13 protein-coding genes and 1 pseudogene are annotated in these 16265 nt (G+C 66.6%); 6 read left to right on the top strand and 8 right to left on the bottom strand.

Annotation, left to right across the window (positions count from 1 at the left end):
- Positions 1-247: 247 nt before the first annotated feature.
- The 7 genes from PRtIB026_RS18380 to PRtIB026_RS18350 form a co-directional block, all read right to left on the bottom strand.
- Positions 248-1162: a pyridoxal-phosphate dependent enzyme gene (locus PRtIB026_RS18380; RefSeq protein WP_203652382.1), complete on the bottom strand. Its 915-nt coding sequence runs from the start codon at positions 1160-1162 to the stop codon at positions 248-250.
- A 15-nt stretch (positions 1163-1177) separates the two neighbouring features.
- Positions 1178-1864, bottom strand: a complete 687-nt coding sequence (locus tag PRtIB026_RS18375) for a helix-turn-helix transcriptional regulator (RefSeq protein ID WP_203652383.1) — start codon at positions 1862-1864, stop codon at positions 1178-1180.
- Positions 1865-2095: 231 nt separating this feature from the next.
- Positions 2096-3811: an amidase gene (locus PRtIB026_RS18370; protein ID WP_203652384.1), complete on the bottom strand. Its 1716-nt coding sequence runs from the start codon at positions 3809-3811 to the stop codon at positions 2096-2098.
- Between the two features lie 185 nt (positions 3812-3996).
- Positions 3997-4581: a hypothetical protein gene (locus tag PRtIB026_RS18365; RefSeq protein ID WP_203652385.1), complete on the bottom strand. Its 585-nt coding sequence runs from the start codon at positions 4579-4581 to the stop codon at positions 3997-3999.
- 16 nt (positions 4582-4597) lie between these two features.
- Positions 4598-5161, bottom strand: coding sequence for a hypothetical protein (locus PRtIB026_RS18360; protein WP_203652631.1), 564 nt, complete (start codon positions 5159-5161; stop codon positions 4598-4600).
- 174 nt (positions 5162-5335) lie between these two features.
- A complete protein-coding gene (gene yghU / locus PRtIB026_RS18355; RefSeq protein ID WP_203652386.1) occupies positions 5336-6172 on the bottom strand; it encodes a glutathione-dependent disulfide-bond oxidoreductase in 837 nt (278 codons plus the stop codon).
- Between the two features lie 63 nt (positions 6173-6235).
- Positions 6236-7201: a DMT family transporter gene (locus PRtIB026_RS18350; RefSeq protein ID WP_203652387.1), complete on the bottom strand. Its 966-nt coding sequence runs from the start codon at positions 7199-7201 to the stop codon at positions 6236-6238.
- Between the two features lie 104 nt (positions 7202-7305).
- Here PRtIB026_RS18350 and PRtIB026_RS18345 point away from each other — a divergent pair, with 104 nt between their 5' ends.
- Together PRtIB026_RS18345 and PRtIB026_RS18340 are read left to right on the top strand one after the other, a co-directional pair.
- Entirely contained in the window at positions 7306-8190 is an 885-nt protein-coding gene (locus PRtIB026_RS18345) for a LysR substrate-binding domain-containing protein (protein WP_203652388.1), read from the top strand.
- A gap of 120 nt (positions 8191-8310) precedes the next feature.
- Positions 8311-9364, top strand: a pseudogene (locus PRtIB026_RS18340) (diguanylate cyclase domain-containing protein).
- Position 9365: 1 nt separating this feature from the next.
- Here the strand turns inward: PRtIB026_RS18340 and PRtIB026_RS18335 are convergent.
- Positions 9366-9689 carry a DUF2790 domain-containing protein gene (locus tag PRtIB026_RS18335; RefSeq protein ID WP_186733182.1) on the bottom strand — a complete coding sequence of 108 codons (324 nt, stop codon included), beginning with the start codon at positions 9687-9689 and terminating at the stop codon, positions 9366-9368.
- Positions 9690-9968: 279 nt separating this feature from the next.
- Here PRtIB026_RS18335 and PRtIB026_RS18330 point away from each other — a divergent pair, with 279 nt between their 5' ends.
- From PRtIB026_RS18330 to PRtIB026_RS18315, 4 genes are all read left to right on the top strand, one after another.
- The gene (locus PRtIB026_RS18330) at positions 9969-11321 is read left to right on the top strand and encodes an OprD family porin (protein ID WP_203652389.1); all 1353 of its coding nucleotides are present in this window, start codon (positions 9969-9971) and stop codon (positions 11319-11321) included.
- 365 nt (positions 11322-11686) lie between these two features.
- A complete protein-coding gene (locus tag PRtIB026_RS18325) occupies positions 11687-14518 on the top strand; it encodes a xanthine dehydrogenase family protein molybdopterin-binding subunit (RefSeq protein WP_203652390.1) in 2832 nt (943 codons plus the stop codon).
- Positions 14511-15050 (top strand): (2Fe-2S)-binding protein, encoded by a 540-nt coding sequence (locus tag PRtIB026_RS18320; RefSeq protein WP_203652391.1) that lies wholly within the window; start codon positions 14511-14513, stop codon positions 15048-15050. The genes PRtIB026_RS18325 and PRtIB026_RS18320 overlap by 8 nt, the downstream gene beginning before the upstream one ends.
- Before the next feature lie 2 nt (positions 15051-15052).
- Complete coding sequence (locus PRtIB026_RS18315) at positions 15053-16264, top strand: cytochrome c (RefSeq protein WP_203652392.1); 1212 nt, start codon at positions 15053-15055, stop codon at positions 16262-16264.
- Position 16265 lies beyond the last annotated feature (1 nt).

The raw sequence follows: 16265 nt of genomic DNA, 5'->3' as shown, positions 1-16265 counted from the left end.
TCACCCAGCCCTTCGGGCTACGCTGTCGCGCAGGGAACTGTTATCCCTGTGGGAGCGGGTTCACCCGCGAACACCGGCGCAGCCGGTGCCATACACCGCGCTGGATGCTTCGCGGCGGTGCGGCGGTTCGATAAACCCGCTCCCACAAGGCCAAGCTAAATCAATGGGTTGCGTGTTGTTCCATAGGAGCGGGCTTGCCCTGGATCAAAAATTAGGTTTTGTTCCAGCAGAACGGGTCTGTGTCGAATCAGCAGGTCGCTCGCCAGGCGCGGATCTGCTCCAGCGTGGCGGTGGCGCCGCCGCAGACGATCACCAGCACATTGCCGTAGGCCGCCATGGCCTCGGGGTGTTCGAGCAGGGCCAACGCGGCGCCGCAGGCCGGCTCCACCAGCAGGCGATGGTCGCGCAGCAGCCGCTCGCAGGCGTCGAGGGCTTCGCGGTCACTGACCAGGTGGCTGAGCACCGGCTGCTGGCGGGTGCAGGCCAGCGCCTGCTCGGCGACCCGCTTGGCGCCCAGCGAAGTGGCCACCGAGGCGATGCGCGGCAGTTCCACGGTATGCCCGGCGGCCATGGCGGCGTGCAGCGACGCCGCGCCGTCGGTCTCCACCGCCAGTACCGGTACGTCGTGCCAGCCGTTGCGCTGCAAGCCCTCGACCACCCCGCAGAGCAGGCCGCCGCCGCCAACCGAAAGCACCACCGCGTCGGGCTTGAAACCTGCTGCGGCGACTTCGTCGATCATGCTGGCGTGGCCGGTCCACAGCAGCGGATCGTCGAACGGGTGGATGAAGGCGTCGTCCGCGCCGACCAGGGTCTGGGCGTGCTCATTGGCTTCCTGCCAGGAACTGCCGCGCACGACCACGCTGGCGTCTTCCAGGCGTAGCAGTTCCCTGGCCCGCTCGGTGGTGGTCTCGGGCACCACCACGGTCACCGGCACACCGAGCTTGCGCCCGGCATAGGCCACCGCCAGGCCGGCGTTGCCACCGGACGACGAGACGAAATGCCGGGCACCGCGGGCATGGTGGACCTCGCAGGCGTGGCCGACGCCGCGCAGCTTGAACGAGCCGCACGGTTGCAGGGCTTCGAGCTTGAGCCACACCGGGCGGCCGGCGCTCAGGGACAGCGGGCGGGATTCGATCAGTGGGGTAGGAATGTGCAGCGGCATGATGGGCTCCGGGGTTCAGTCGCGGGCAGCCGTGGCGGGTTCGCCGCGCAACTGCTCCAGGTAGTTGTAGATGGTATAGCGGGTCACGCCGAGGGCCTCGGCGGCTTTCTCCACGCCACCCTTGACGATGAACAGGCCGCGCTCCTGCATGATGCGCACGGCCTCGACCTTGGCCTGTTTGTTCATCCGCCCCTGGCCGCTGCGTTGCAGCGCATCCTGGATGATCCCGGCCATCAGCGCGGTCATGTCGGCCGCCTCGTCGGTCGCCGCCGGTGTGGCGCCCAGTGGCTGGAAGTGCTGGAGAAAGGCCATGGCCGCGTCCAGGCCGGTGACATCGGTGTTCACGCACAGGCTGGCGAAGGGGTGGCCATTGCGATCACGGAAGATCGCCGTGGCGCTGCGCAGGCTGCGACCCTTGAGGGTGGTGGGGTAGTCGGGCAGCACCACTGGCGCGCAACCTTGTTGGTCGGCCGAGGCCTGCATCAGCGCTTTGAAGCCCTGGTCCTGCTCGGGGGCGGCGAGAATCGGACTGCCGACCCGGCGGCCGGAGAGATGGCCGTTGACGATCGCCACCACCGAGCGCTCCGGGTGATCGAGGTCGTGCAGGAGGATTTCGACGTTGCGTGGGACGACACTGCCCAGGGCCTGCAGGGTGGCCTTGAGGATGGTCAGGGTGAGCTGGCGTTCTTCGAGGAGGGTCATGGGATCATGCAAATATCAACATAAAGTTGATATTTGCATGATTTGTTGAGTTTTACCAGCGTGCTCGTTGATCACGCCCCCTCAAGCCTTGCGCGATCCTTGTAGGAGCGGCCTTGTGCCGCGAAAGGGGCGCACAGCGACCCCGGCGATCTTTGCCTGATCACTGAACCTGGGGCTGCTACGCAGCCTTTTCGCGGCACAAGGCCGCTCCTACAGGATGTGGCCGGTACTTCAGCCTTGTGGGTCCGCCAGCTTGGGCGTGCGCGGCGGGATCATGCGACGCGAGCCGGTCGACTCGAAGGCGGCAGCAAATTTCAACAGATTGTTGTCACTGTACGCCTTGCCGGCGAAGGTCAGGCCCACCGGCATGCCGATATCGGCCATCACGCCCATCGGCACGGTCACGGTCGGTACGCCCAGGTGACGGATCGCCAGGTTGCCGTTGGCCACCCAGATGCCGTTGCTCCAGGCGATATCCGCCGATGCGGGGTTCACATCGGCGTCCGCCGGGCCGACGTCGGCCACGGTGGGGAACAGCACCGCATCCAGGCCCTGGGCGTCCATCCAGTCTTCCAGGTCGAGCTTGCGGGTGGCTTCCAGGCCGCGCAGGCCATCGGGCACGCTGGCGATCTGGTCCCAGGTCTTCAGGCCGCGCTTGGCCATGTTGACGTATTCGTCCATGCCGGCGGCCAGGTCGTCCTCACGGTTGGGCAGGGTGCCCGGGTCGTGGGGGAAGATCCGCGGGCCGTCGACATCGGCCAGGCGGTTGAGCTTGGGATCGTCGTTGGCGCGCAGGAAGTCATCGAAGGCCCAGCCGGACAGCTCCCACAGTTCGTCATGGAGGAATTCCTTGCTGACGATGCCGCGGGTGAACACGGTCGGCGCGCCCGGGCGGTCGCCCTCGCAGTTGGACACCAGCGGGAAGGCGGTCTCGACCACTTCGGCGCCGGCCGCTTCCAGCGCCTGGCGGGCTTGCTTCCACAAGTCGATCACGCTGGCGCGGGTGTTGATGCGCTGGCCGGTCGGGCCGCCGATGCCAGGCTTCTGCGAGGTACCGGCTTCGCTGTCGGCGTTGATGTACATGCGTGGCACGGCGAAGCGCTTGCCCTTGAGCGACTCGGCGCCCACGGCGAGGTCCAGGTACGACTGCGGACGCACGCTGGAGGCGGCCGGGATCGGCACCCAGGGCTGCAGGCGCCACAGGTCGCCGCGGCTGTCGGCGTCGTCGGCCACCACCACGTCGAGGATTTCCAGCAGGTCGGCCATGGTCCGGGCGTAGGGCACGACCACGTCCATGGTCGGCGTCAGCGGCCAGTTGCCGCGCACCGAGATCACCCCGCGCGACGGGGTGTAGGCGCACAGGCCGTTGTTCGAGGCCGGGCCACGGCCACTGGACCAGGTTTCCTCGGCCAGGCCGAAGGCACTGTAGCTGGCGGCGGTGGCGGTGCCGGCGCCGTTGGACGAGCCGGAGGCGAAGGGCGCGGTCAGGTAGGCGGCGTTGTACGGGCTCTCGGCGCGGCCGTAGACGCCGCGCTGCATACCGCCGTTGGCCATGGGCGGCATGTTGGTCTTGCCCAGGCAGATGGCGCCGCCGGCGCGCAGGCGCTCGACGGTGAAGGCGTCACGCTGGGCGACCAGGTCCTTGAACGCCGGGCTGCCGGAGGCGGCGGTCAGGCCTTTGACCAGGTAGCTGTCCTTGGCGGTGTAGGGAATGCCGTCCAGCGGGCCGAGGGTTTCGCCACGGGCGCGGCGGGCGTCGGAGGCTTCGGCCTCCTTGAGCGCGTCAGGGTTGCGCACAACCACGGCATTGAGTGCGGTGGCGGTGTCCTTGCCATCGTAGGCGTCGATGCGCGCCAGGTAGGCCTTGACCAGTTCGACGGCGGTCGTGCGGCCGGACTCGAGCGCGTCGCGCAGCTCGGCAATGGAAACCTCGGTTACCTCGATCATGCTGTCACCACAGTTGTGCAGGTGGAAAAATCATGGCGCGAGTGTAGCAAGAAGGTCCCGATGGGCGCAGGCATGCAGTGGCGAAATGCTTCGTTGCAGCGCGGCATTCAGGCGCTTGCGGGGCAGGGCTGAATAACCGGGGAGCGGCGAACCGCCGCTCCCCCGTTATCGATGGGCTTTGCTGATTACAGCAACTTGCGCTGTACCGCCTCGTCCAGGGTGCTGCGGGCCAGTTCGCGGACCACGTCGCGGGTATCGGCCTGGAACGGCAGGCCGACGATCAATACCAGCTGCATCCAGGTGCGCACCGACTCGCTCTTGCTGACACGGCCGATTTCCTTGCCGTCCTTGTCCTTGAACACGGTCTCCAGGGTGAAGGTGTTCTTGGCGGTCGACGGCACGATGAAGAAGGTGAAGCCGGTGATGAACGCCGAGGCCACGACGAACTGCTCATGGTTGGTCAGGGTCGATTCGGCGTACAGGTCGGCCGTGCCTTTCTGTGTGGTCACCTGGGTGAAGCGTCCGGACTCCTGGTAAGTCTCGGTGAGGGTCTTTTCCCACATCTGCGCCTGGGCGCCGGCGGCGGCGGTGGCCGGGTTGTTGTTGGCCTTGAAGAGCGACGTGCTGCGCAGGTAGGCACTTGGCTTGACCGCCTCGACGCTGGCCTTGGGCGGCCAGGTGCCGACCGGGGGCAGGTCGCCGGTGGAGTAGGAGACGCAGCCGCCGAGCAGCAGTGCGCCGAGCAGCAGCAGGTGTTTGAAGCCGTTCATGGGGTGATCCCTTCTTTCAACGTTTGGCCAGTTGCACGGTGGCGGTGTCCATCAGTTCGGTCACCAGCTGGTTGAGCTGTTTCGAGCCCATGGTCGGTGCCCAGTATTCGCGGCCATACAGGCCGACATTGCGCTCGAGCTTGACCTGGTCCTTGGCCCTGGCCAGCTCGCTGCCGTTGCGGTCGACGATGACCAGGTCGCCGGCGACATCGAAACTGTCGACATAGATCGGGCCATTGACCCAGATCCACAGCGTCAGCGTCAGCAGGGCGCCGGGGAAGTAGCCCGGGTGCGGGGCGCGACGGCCCTTGAGGGAGGTCATGTCGAACTTCAGCAGCACGTCCTGCTCGTCGAGGCGAGTGGGGTACTCGCTGATGGCCTTGAAGTAGCCGCCTTTTTCCACGTACTGGCCAAGCTGGCTGGTCAGCGAGCGGCTGATGGTGGTGCGCGTGGCTTCGTCGATGCCGGGGGCGGACACCACCACGTCGGCAATCTGCGCGGTGCGTGGGCTGGTGACCGAGGCAGGGTGTGGCGGGGTGCCGACGGGGCCGGTGACGTTATAGGAAATGCAACCGGTCATGGACAGCAGAGCCGCCAGGGTGGCGGCTCGCAGCAGTGTGTTCAACGTGGGACTTCCTTGCACAGGTGTGAAATCTGAGCAGGATGACGGCCGCGTCGCAGGGAACTTTAGGATGCGATGCCATTAAATTGATATCGCCCTGGGAGCAGGGCCGGCAATCGACCCCGTTCGATATCAGGCAAGGTCCGCCGCCGAATGGCGTTCCGCCACCTGGCTGGCTTCCTCGCCCCAGGTCCGATTGACCCGGGTGCCGCGTTGTACGGCCGGGCGCTGGGCGATGGTTTCGGCCCAGCGCTGTACGTTCGGGTATTCGTGCACCGCGAGGAACTCCGCCGCGCCGTACAGGTTGCCACGCACCAGCTGGCCATACCAGGGCCACACGGCGATGTCGGCGATGCTGTACTCGGGGCCGCCCAGGTAGGCACTTTCGCCCAGGCGGCGGTCGAGGACGTCGAGCTGGCGCTTGGCTTCCATGGTGAAGCGGTTGATGGCGTACTCGAACTTTTCCGGCGCGTAGACGTAGAAGTGGCCGAAACCTCCGCCCAGGTAAGGCGCCGAGCCCATCTGCCAGAACAGCCAGTTGAGGGTTTCGGTGCGCGTGGCGATGTCCTTGGGCAGGAAGGCGCCGAACTTTTCCGCGAGGTACAGCAGGATCGAACCGGACTCGAACACCCGCACCGGCGGTTCGACGCCGCGGTCGAGCAGGGCGGGGATCTTCGAGTTGGGATTGACCTGCACGAAGCCGCTGGCGAACTGGTCGCCCTCGCCGATGCGGATCAGCCAGGCGTCGTATTCGGCGCCGCCGTGGCCGAGGGCCAGCAGTTCTTCCAGGAGGATGGTGACCTTGACGCCATTGGGCGTGGCCAGGGAGTACAGCTGCAGCGGGTGCTTGCCGGTGGGCAGCGGCTTGTCGTGGGTGGGCCCGGCCACCGGACGGTTGATGCTGGCGAACTGGCCGCCGGAGGGCGCCTCGAAGGTCCAGACCTTGGGCGGAACGTAGGGCTTGCTCATGGGGAATCTCCAGTATGGCGCTATGCAGGTGGACTGCTTTCTATGCCATGGATTCGCCAATAGTCACAAGCGCGACATGCTCTGTGTAGGGGCTGCGGGCTGGGGCGCGGGCTTTTTCGCGGGTTTCAGCCGCGACACCCCGAACAACACCAGCACCAGCCCGGCCACCTGGTACAGCGAGACCGCCTCGCTGAGGATCAGCCAAGACGCCAGCATGGTCAGCACCGGCCCCAGGTTGCCCACCGCCGCCGTGTGCGTGGGGCCCATACGCTGGATCGCCAGGGCCACCCAGTAGATCGGCAGCACCGTGGAGAACAACGCCATCAGCGCCGCGTTGAGCCACACCGCGCTCGGCAGCTGCAGCAACGGCGCGACATCCGCCACCAGCAGGTAGTGGGCCAGCACCATCAGCGACGAGGCGCTGCCGCACAGGCCGGCCAGGCGCATCGAGTTCATGCGCTTGAGCATCATCCCGGTACCGGAGTAGTACAGGGCATAGGTCACCGCGCTGGCGAATACCCACAACGAGCCGACCAGCACCTGGTTGCCGCCGCCCGCGCTGCCGATGTCATGCACGAAGGCGATGCCCAGCCCCAGGTAGCACAGGCCCATGGCCGCCAGCGTGCGCAAGGTGGGGCGTTCGCGTTGGACGACGGCCTGGATCACCAGCACCAGGGTCGGGTAGGTGAACAGGATCAGGCGCTCGAGGCCGGCGCTGATGAACTGCAATCCATAGAAGTCGAACAGGCTGGCCAGGTAGTAGCCGAACAGGCCGAGCAGGGCGACCCGCAGGCCATCGCCGGCGCTCAGCGGCGCTCCGTCCTGGCCACGGCTGGCCCACACCAGCCAGGCGAACAGCGGCAGCGACAAGGCCATGCGCAGCGCCAGCAGGCTGATGGCGTCCACGGGGCCGGCGGCATAGGCGAGCTTGACGAAGATGGCCTTGAAGCTGAAACCCAGGGCCGCGAGCACGGCATACAGGCTGCCGTTGGCGAGGGCGCGGTGGAGCGGGGCGGGTAGGCGGGTCATGACAGGTCCGTGACGGCAAAGGGGCGTGGCTTATTCTGCGCAGAACGCAGGCAGGCTAGAATCGCTTTTTCTCGAACATGGCGTTCTGATTTGGAGAAGCCTCGATGCACTTCGACCTCGTGGACCTGCGCCTGCTCGCGGCCATCGCCGCGACCGGCAGCCTGAGCAAGGCGGCGGCGACCTTTCCGGTGGCGGTGTCGGCCGCCAGCACCCGGCTGCGCCTGTTCGAGGCGCGCTGTGGCTTGACCCTGTTCCTGCGCAAGGCCGACGGCATGCAGCTGACCCCCGCCGGGCGCCTGGTGCTGGAGTCGGCGCGCGGCGTGCTGGGCGAGGCGCAGAAGCTGCACGACACCCTAGGCGAGCTGGCCGGCCAGCGGCGCATTACCCTGCACCTGGCGGCCTCCACGGTGACCAACAGCACCTTGCTGCCGGCGGTGCTCGGGCCGTTCCTGGCCGACTACCCGGAGGTGGACCTGCAACTGGTCGAGCACAAGAGCATCGATGTGCTGCGGGTGGTGCTGGCCGGTGAGTGCGAGATCGGCGTGTACGACGGCAACCTGGTCAACGATGGCCTGGTGTCGCTGCCGTTTCGCACCGAACGCCTGGTGCTGCTGGTGCCGCTCGATCACCCGTTGGCCGGGCGTGGCCAGCTGCGCCTGGCGGACGCCCTGGGTTTTCCCTTCGTCTGTCTGCCGGCCGAGCGCGCCATGCAGCGTTTCGTCGAGGAGCTGGCGATGAACCTGGCCATGCCGCTGAAGGTGCGGGTACGCGCCCCCAGCTTCGAAGCCATCGCCCAGCTGGTGGCCCAGCACGCCGGCATCGCCATGCTGCCCGAGACCGCCGCGGTACGCGCCGAACAGGAACTGGCGGTGCGCCGGGTGGCGCTGGAGGAGCGCTGGGCGACCCTGGAACTGCGCATCTGCTTTCGTGGCTGGGAGGCGCTGAGCTCCCATGGGCGGCAGCTGGTGAGCTTCCTTTCCGGGCAATAGCGCGGACGGATGTGTTTCCCGTCGAAATGCCATCATTTGGATATCAAATGTACCTGTGCAAACGCCGTCGAGCGCATACAATCAGCGCTCTGAACGGTAATTCACAGGCCACTCCCACCCATGGCGTTCGACGCTTCCACCCTGCTGACCCTCTCCATCGCCCTGGCCGCGGTCGCCGCCTTGTACCTGGCCGTGGAATGGATCAGTGTGCGCGAGTCTTCCTTGCTGTGCTGGAGCGCCAGCTTCGCCACCATCAGCGTCGGCTCCTCGCTTGCCCTGCTGCGCGGCAGTGGTTATCTGTTCATCGGCATCTGGTTCGCCAATGGCATGCTGGTCGCCGCCCACTGGCTGTTTTTACTGGGGGTTTCGCGCTTCACCGAGGCGCGCCTGTCACGGGCCTGCTACCTGGCGCCGCTGCTCTGGCTCGGCCTGTTGCTGCTGCCGCAATGGCCGCTGTGGTCGAAGACTTTCCTGGTGGTCAACTCGCTGCTGGTCGCCAGCTTCACCCTGTACGCCAGTGCATTGCTGCGCCCGCACGGCAAGTCCCTCAGCGTGGGGGCGGTCCAGCTGCGCTACATCCTGCTGCTGCATGGCCTGTTCTACCTGGCCAAGACCTTGCCGGCGCTGCTGCCGGGGACGCTGATCGACCTCACGGCGTTCCGCGGGCAGATCATCCAGGCGTCGCTGGTGGAGGGTGCCATGGCGATCATGCTGATCGCCCTGTCGATGACCGGCACTGTGCGCTACCGCCGCGAGGAGCGCATCGAGCGCCTGGCCGCGCGCGATCCGCTGACCGCGCTGTACAACCGTCGGGCCCTGGAGGTGCGGGCGGCGAACCTGCTGAAGGAGGTCTCGCCGCAACGTCCGGGCGCTCTGTTGCTGATCGACATCGACCACTTCAAGCTGGGGTGGTGACGAGTTCGTCATCCTGCTGGGTGATGCGTCGCGCCAGGCCATTGAACAGCTGGCCGATACCTTGCGCCGGCAGTTCCAGGCCACGGCCGAGCAATTGTTCCGCACCCCCGAAGCGGTGACCCTGAGCATCGGCGCCAACCTGTTCGACCGGCCACCGGCCAGCCTGGCGGCCCTGATCGAGCAGGGCGATGTGCTGCTGTACGCCTCCAAGCGCGGCGGGCGCAACAGCCTGCAGCTGGTGGACGGGCTGCGCGGCTGAGCTACTTGTTGTTGATGCATTGCGACTGCACCGAATAGCGCACGGTGCGCAGGGTGCCCTGGCTGTCCTCGAAGGTCATCAGCCGGGGCACCACCTCGCAGGTGCGCGGGTCGCCCGACTGGCGCACGAGGCGGGCGACGTCGAGCTTCATGCCATAGCGATAGTCGACGATCTCCGGCATCGGCTTGGCGCGTTGCGCCGCGTAGGCCGCCACGGCCTGCTGGTGGTCTTCAAGCAGCTGCTCGTTGTCCAGCCTGGAAAAGCCCGTGGCCTGGGCCGAAAGGGAAAGCGCCAGCAGGGCGGCGATCAGGGTCGGTCGTAGCATGGTGCGTGTCTCCGAAAGGTTCGTTTCGCAGTCCACGCTAGCGACGGGCAGCCGACAGCGGCATGACGCCCGGGTTACAGATATGAAAGGTGGCCGGGGATGCCGATCCCACGGCCGCGAATGACACGATTGTAATCCCCCCATCACCTTCCCGTTATCCGCCAGCGGCGAGCATCAGGCTCGGCCAACGGGGCTGGGTGCGCACGCATCTGGCCAGACCAGGGACGCTCCAGCGCCAAGGCCCGAGAACAAGAACAGCCGCAATCGAAGGAGCAACGGATGACAAGCAATCCAACACTTTCCCTGGCCGCCCTGGCCGCCCTGGTGGCGCTGGCCGGCTTCGGCCCGGCGGCCTGGGCCGCGCAAGAGCAGCAGGAAGGGTTCATCGAGGGCAGCCGCCTGAGCGTGCTCAACCGCAATTACTACTTCAATCGAGACCACCGCGACGGTCGCGCGCCCACCTACAACCCCGGCAAGGCCAGCGACAACGGCTACTCCGAAGCCTGGGCCCATGCCATCATCACCCGCTTCGAATCCGGCTTCACCCAGGGCACGGTGGGCGTCGGCGTGGATGCCTTCGCCATGCTCGGGCTCAAGCTCGACACCGGTGGCGGGCGCAACGGCGGGCGCAGTTCGTTCGACGTGCTGCCGGTGGACCGTGATGGCCAGGCCCGCGACGAATACAGCAAGGTCGGCGGCGCGGCCAAGGTGCGCCTGTTCGACACCGTGCTGCGGGTGGGCGATGTGTTCCCGGTCAACCCGGTGGTCGCTGCCGGCGACTCGCGGCTGCTGCCGGAAAGCTTTCGCGGGGTGACCCTGGAGAACACCAGCCTGCAAGGCTTGACGCTGCAGGCCGGGCGCCTGCACGCCATGAGCCAGCCGGTGTCCAGCGACTTGCGCGATAACTTCGTGACCTTCTACGGCGGCCCGGTGGACTCGCCATGGATCGCCTACGGCGGCGGCGATTACGCGATCAACGAAAACGTCAGCGTGAGCCTGTTCGGCAGCCGCCTGAAGGATGTGTGGAACCAGTACTACGCCGGCACCAGCGTGACCTGGCCGTTGTCGGATGAGCTGGCGCTGATCGGCGGGTTCAATTTCTACAATGCCAAGGATGAAGGGCGTCAGCGCCTGGGGCAGTTCGACAACGACATCTGGAGCGCCAGGCTCGGCGTGCGCTACGGCGCCCACACCCTCGCGCTGACCCACCAGCGCAACAACGGCGACGACGATTTCGACTACCTGCGCCAGTCCGACTCGATCTTCCTCGACAACTCCATCCAGTACAGCGACTTCAACTCGCCGAAGGAGCGTTCGTGGATGCTGCGCTACGACCTGAACATGGCCGCCTACGGGGTGCCGGGGCTGTCGTTCATGACCCGCTATGGCCGTGGCAGCGACGCCGACTACAGCCACGCCAACGCCTACTACATGCGCCGCGATGACAACGGCGACCCGCTCACCGACCAGAAGCGCTGGGAGCGCGACATCGAGGTCAAGTACGTGGTGCAGACCGGCGCGGCCAAGGACCTGTCGCTGCGCGTGCGCCAGGCCACCACCCGGGCCACGGCCTTCGAATCGGACCTGGACGAGGTGCGGGTGATCGTCGAGTACCCCCTGTCGATCCTCTGAGCATTTCCCGAATTCACCTTGAGAAGCCCACGTGCTCCTTTGGTTACAGGTGAATGTCTTGACGCCTCCAATGAGGCGTCTTTTTTTTGCCCCCGATTTCGCCCCCCCCACCTGTAGGAGCGGGCTTGTCCCGCGATCACGGGCAACGCCCGTGCCAAGCAGTAGCGATGCCTCGCTTGCCCTCGCCATGGGCCCTATCCAATCGAAGGCCCCACCCCGCGACAAGTTGTCTGCTTGACTTGCAGAGGTACCCTACGATCGTCAACTTGACTTCGCAGTCAGTTTTTGTGATCGTGCGCGCCCTCCCAGTTTCTCAAGCACCAGAAAAAGCATGGGCAGCCCAAGAGCTACCCAGAGGATCAACCATGTCCAACCGTGATATTTCCCGGCGTTCGTTCCTGCAAGGCGGGCTGATCGCCGGTGTCGGCGTGACCCTGGCGCCGCTCGGCAGCCAGGCCTTCGCCGCCCTGATGGAAAACAAGGTCACCACCTCGCCGCAGAAGTGGATGAACCACGACGGCAAGGCGCGTTTTCGTAACGACGCGCTGTCCAAGGTCTGTGGCAACAAGGTGTTCGCCCGCGACATCCGCGCCAAGGACATGCCCGGCTGGCCGCAGCAGCAGGGCCACGCCATGCTGCTCAAGGCCACCAAGGCCGACCGCATCTACGCAGGCCATGACCTGTCGCTGCTGGGCGCCGAGCTGCAGCCGGACCGTATCGTCACCGCCGACGACCTGAAGAAGGACGGCATCGCCTGGCCCGAAGCCCATTCGCCGGACCCGCTGCTGCCGCCGGGCCAGGTGCCGATGTTCATCGGCCACCCGGTGGCGATCCTGATCTGGAACGACTTCGAGCGTTTCCGCAAGGCCAAGCTCAAGCTGCAGTTCAACGACCAGGCAATCCGCTATGGCGCCCAGGCGCCGCTGTACCAGCGCGACCCCTACGGCAGCTTCCGTTTCGTGCGCGTGGGCGGCAAGACGCCGTTCGACGAGGACGAATACTCGAGCCTGAAGAACACCATGCTGTTCCCCACCATCCTGGCGCGCAAGCCGGTATGGACCGCCGAGCCCAAGCAGCACGGCACCCTCACCGAGCAGGGGATGTTCTACGCCCAGCGCATCGACGAGCAGCTCAAGCAGCCGCCGGAAGACTGGTTGCTGTTCGACGAACGCTACAAGACCCCGTCGATCGAGCCCGCGGCCCTCGAGCCGGACAACGGCAACGGCTGGTTCGACCCGGCCACCGGCACCCTGCATTTCGTTGTGGCCACCCAGTGCCCGTTCGAAGTGGCGCAGGAATGCGTGCACATGATCAAGCCGTCGCGCTTCGGCCTGAAGCACCTGAACATGCACCCGGGCTACACCGTCGGCTACGGCTCCAAGGACAACAACATCTTCGTGTTCTTCGCCGCCGTCGCCGCCCTGTACGGCGCGGGCGTGCCGATCCGCCTGGCCAACGACCGCTATGAGCAGTTCCAGAGTGGCATCAAGCGCCACCCGTTCGACATCCGCTACCAGCTGGCCGTCGACAAGAAGGACATGAGCTTCAAGATTTTCCGCGCCGACATGAGCGTCGACGGCGGCGGGCGCATCAACTACAGCCCGTCGGTGGCCGCCGTGGGCGCCACCGCGGCGCAGTCGATCTACTATATGCCGCAGAACGACCTGTCGGTGACCGCCTACCATTCCCGTGGCGTCGAGGCAGGCTCCATGCGCGGCTACGGCACCCTGCAGAGCATGGCCGCCACCGAGATGATGGTCGACGAGATCGCCGACCGCCTGGGCGTTGACGCCATCGAGCTGCGCCGCAAGAACGCGCTCAAGTCGGGCATGAAGAACACCCAGGGCGCGGTGCCCGCCGGTGCCCTGCGCCTGCACGAGATCCTCGACAAGGCCGCCGCGCACGACTGGTGGAAGAACCGCCAGGCGCGCAAGCAGGCCGAAGACGCCAAGGACCACGACAACTGGTACGGCGTGGGCTTTGCCATCACCCAGAAAGACTTCGGCACCGGCTCCGAGGCGCCGATGGCGGCAGTCGAGTTCACCGCTGACGGCCGTATCAGCCTGCGCCATATCGGCACCGAACTGGGCACCGGTATGTCCACCTCCCAGGCCCTGGTGGTCAGCGACTTCCTCGGCCGTGTCGCCGACGAGGTCATGACCGCCCAGACCGAATGGCCGGAGCTGGCGCTGACCACCAGCGGCAACCCCTACCTGATCAGCCAGGCCGAGCAGGACGCCGCGCTGCGCAACCCGCGCTGGGTCGGCAAGCTGGCTTCGCCGTCGTCGGCGACCAACTCGGCGTTCTACTTCAGCCACGCCACCCGCGAAGCGGCCCGCGTGCTGTTCAACCACGGCCTGTGGCCGGCGGCCATGGCCCTGTGGAGCCAGGGCCCGTATGGCGGTCAGGCCAACCCGCTGGTGGTGCGCCGCGAGAACGCGGTGTGGGTCAACGGTGAGCTGACCGGCAACGGCCTGGCGCCGATCCCGTTCGCCACGCTGGCCAAGAAAGCCCATGAGATGGGCCTGGTCACCGGTGTCAGCGTGCACGGTTTCAACCGCTGGAGCTGGGCCGAGGCCGACTACGTCATCGACGGCGTGCGCGAGCGCCTGCCGCTCGATGCCGTGGCGGTGAAGTACGGCGACGGCGCGGTGAACGCGAAGAAGGCGCAGATGAACAGCGCCGGCTTCCACCTGCTTGACCGGCAGAACGCCGAGTACCCGGCCACCCAGCTGAACAACGCCATGGTCACCTACTACAGCCCGGTGGCGACCATCGTCGAGGTCAAGGTCAACAAGGGCAGCGGCGAGGTGACGGTGCTCAACCACCACAGCTGGGTCGAGTGCGGCCGGGTGCTGGTGCCGGAGCTGGTCAAGGGCCAGCTCGAGGGCGGTATCGCCATGGGCATCGGCCATGCGCTGCTGGAAGAAATGCCGCTGTACGAGGGTGGCCCGGGCGAGGGCGACTGGAATTTCAACCGTTACCGCCTGCCGATGGCCAAACATGTGGCGGTGTGGAAGCAGACTTCGGAGATCCTGCCGCCGCTGTCGCCGACCGATCCGTCCAAGGGCATCGCCGAAGTGGTGATGATCCCGGTGGTCGGCGCCATCGGCAACGCCGTGGCCCATGCCATCGGCAAGCGCGTGCGCGACCTGCCCATCACCCCCGCCCGAGTCAAGGAGGCCCTCAATGGCTGACCGCAAGCTGCAACTGACCCTCAACGGTCAACCTGTCGTCACCGAAGTGGTCCCCGATGACCTGGCGATGATCGACTTCCTGCACGAATACCAGAACCTCACCGGCTCGCGTCTTGGCTGCGGCCAGGGCATCTGCCATGCCTGCGTGGTGATCGTCGACAATCCCGACGGCACCAGCGAGGAAGTGCGCACCTGCATCACCGGCGCGCATTACTTCGAGGGCAAGAAAGTCCGCACCATCGAAGGCCACGCCAAGGTCGATGAAGCCGGCAACCCCGGCGAGCTGAACCCGATCCAGCAGAAGTTCGTCGACCGCTTCGCCTTCCAGTGCAGCTACTGCGCGCCGGGCTTCGTCAACGCCGCCACGGTGCTGGTGGAAAAGGCCCAGCGCAAGCCGCTGAAGCAGAGTGAGCTGGAGGGCGCCATCGAGGCCAGCCTCGGCCACCATGTGTGCCGCTGCACCGGCTACGTGCGTTACTACGAGGCGACCCGCGAAGTGCTGGGTGACCTCGGCCTGGTCAAGGAGGGTTGAGCATGACGCGTGTTCTGAGCAGCCTGGCCCTGGCCATCGGCGCACTGGTCACCTTCAACGCCCAGGCGGCGGACGAGGCCTTGATCAAGCGCGGCGAATACCTCGCCCGCGCCGCCGACTGCATGGCCTGCCACACCGCCGAAGGCGGCGCGCCGTATGCAGGCGGCCTGCCGATCCATTCGCCGTTCGGCACCATCTACGGCACCAACATCACCCCGGACAAGCAGTACGGTATCGGCAACTACAGCAGCGACGAGTTCTTCGCCGCCCTCACCGAGGGCAAGCGCAAGGACGGCGCCAACCTGTACCCGGCCATGCCGTACACCTCCTACCACCTGGTCAAGCGCGAGGACTCCGACGCCATCCATGCCTACCTGATGAGCGTGGCGCCGATCAACCGTCCAGCCCCGGAAACCAGCCTGAGTTTCCCGTTCAACGTACGCACCGGCCTGATCGGCTGGAACCTGCTGTATGGCAAGAGCGTGCAGCTGGAGGAGGGCAAGGGCAACAGCGAGGCGTGGAAGCGCGGCCAGTACATGGTCGAGGTGCTCGGCCACTGCGGCGAATGCCACACCCCGCGCAATCCGATTGGCGCGCTGCAGCAGGACAAGCGCCTGACCGGCGGCTTGCTGCTGGGCTACCTGGCACCAAGCCTGCTGGCCCAGGACCTGGCCGACCGCGGCTGGAACCAGGCGGATCTGGCGACCTTCCTCAAGCACGGGGTCAGCGCCCAGGGCAGCATGTTCAACGAGATGTACCCGGTGGTGCACCACAGCACCCAGCATCTGCAGGACAGCGACCTGGCGGCCATGGCCACCTACCTGCTCGGCGACCAGCCGCCGGCGGCCAAGGTGGTGCAGGCGGTCGCCCACGAAACCATGGGCGAGAGCGCCAAGCGCGGCCGCCAGCAGTACCTCAACGTCTGCGCCGGCTGCCACGGTGTCGAGGGCGAGGGCAAGCCGCACATCGCCGTGGCCATGCGCGGTAACACCGTGCTGCGCCAGGCCGACTCGCGCAACCTGGTCAAGGCCATCGTCGACGGCATCCGCGAGCAGCAGTTCACCGGTTTTGAGCGCATGCAGCCGATGCCGGGCTTCGCCGACAAGCTCGACGACCGGCAGCTGACCGATATGGTCAACTACCTGCGCGAAGCCTGGGGCGGCCTGCCGGGCGACCTGACCACCCAGCAGCTGGCCCAGCTGAAGGCGGACTGAC

The sequence above is a fragment of the Pseudomonas sp. RtIB026 genome (assembly GCF_016861355.2).
In the GTDB taxonomy this organism is placed as follows: domain Bacteria; phylum Pseudomonadota; class Gammaproteobacteria; order Pseudomonadales; family Pseudomonadaceae; genus Aquipseudomonas; species Aquipseudomonas peradeniyensis.
Note: the sequence above shows the minus strand (reverse complement) of the source record. Positions and strands in the feature narration are given on the sequence as shown.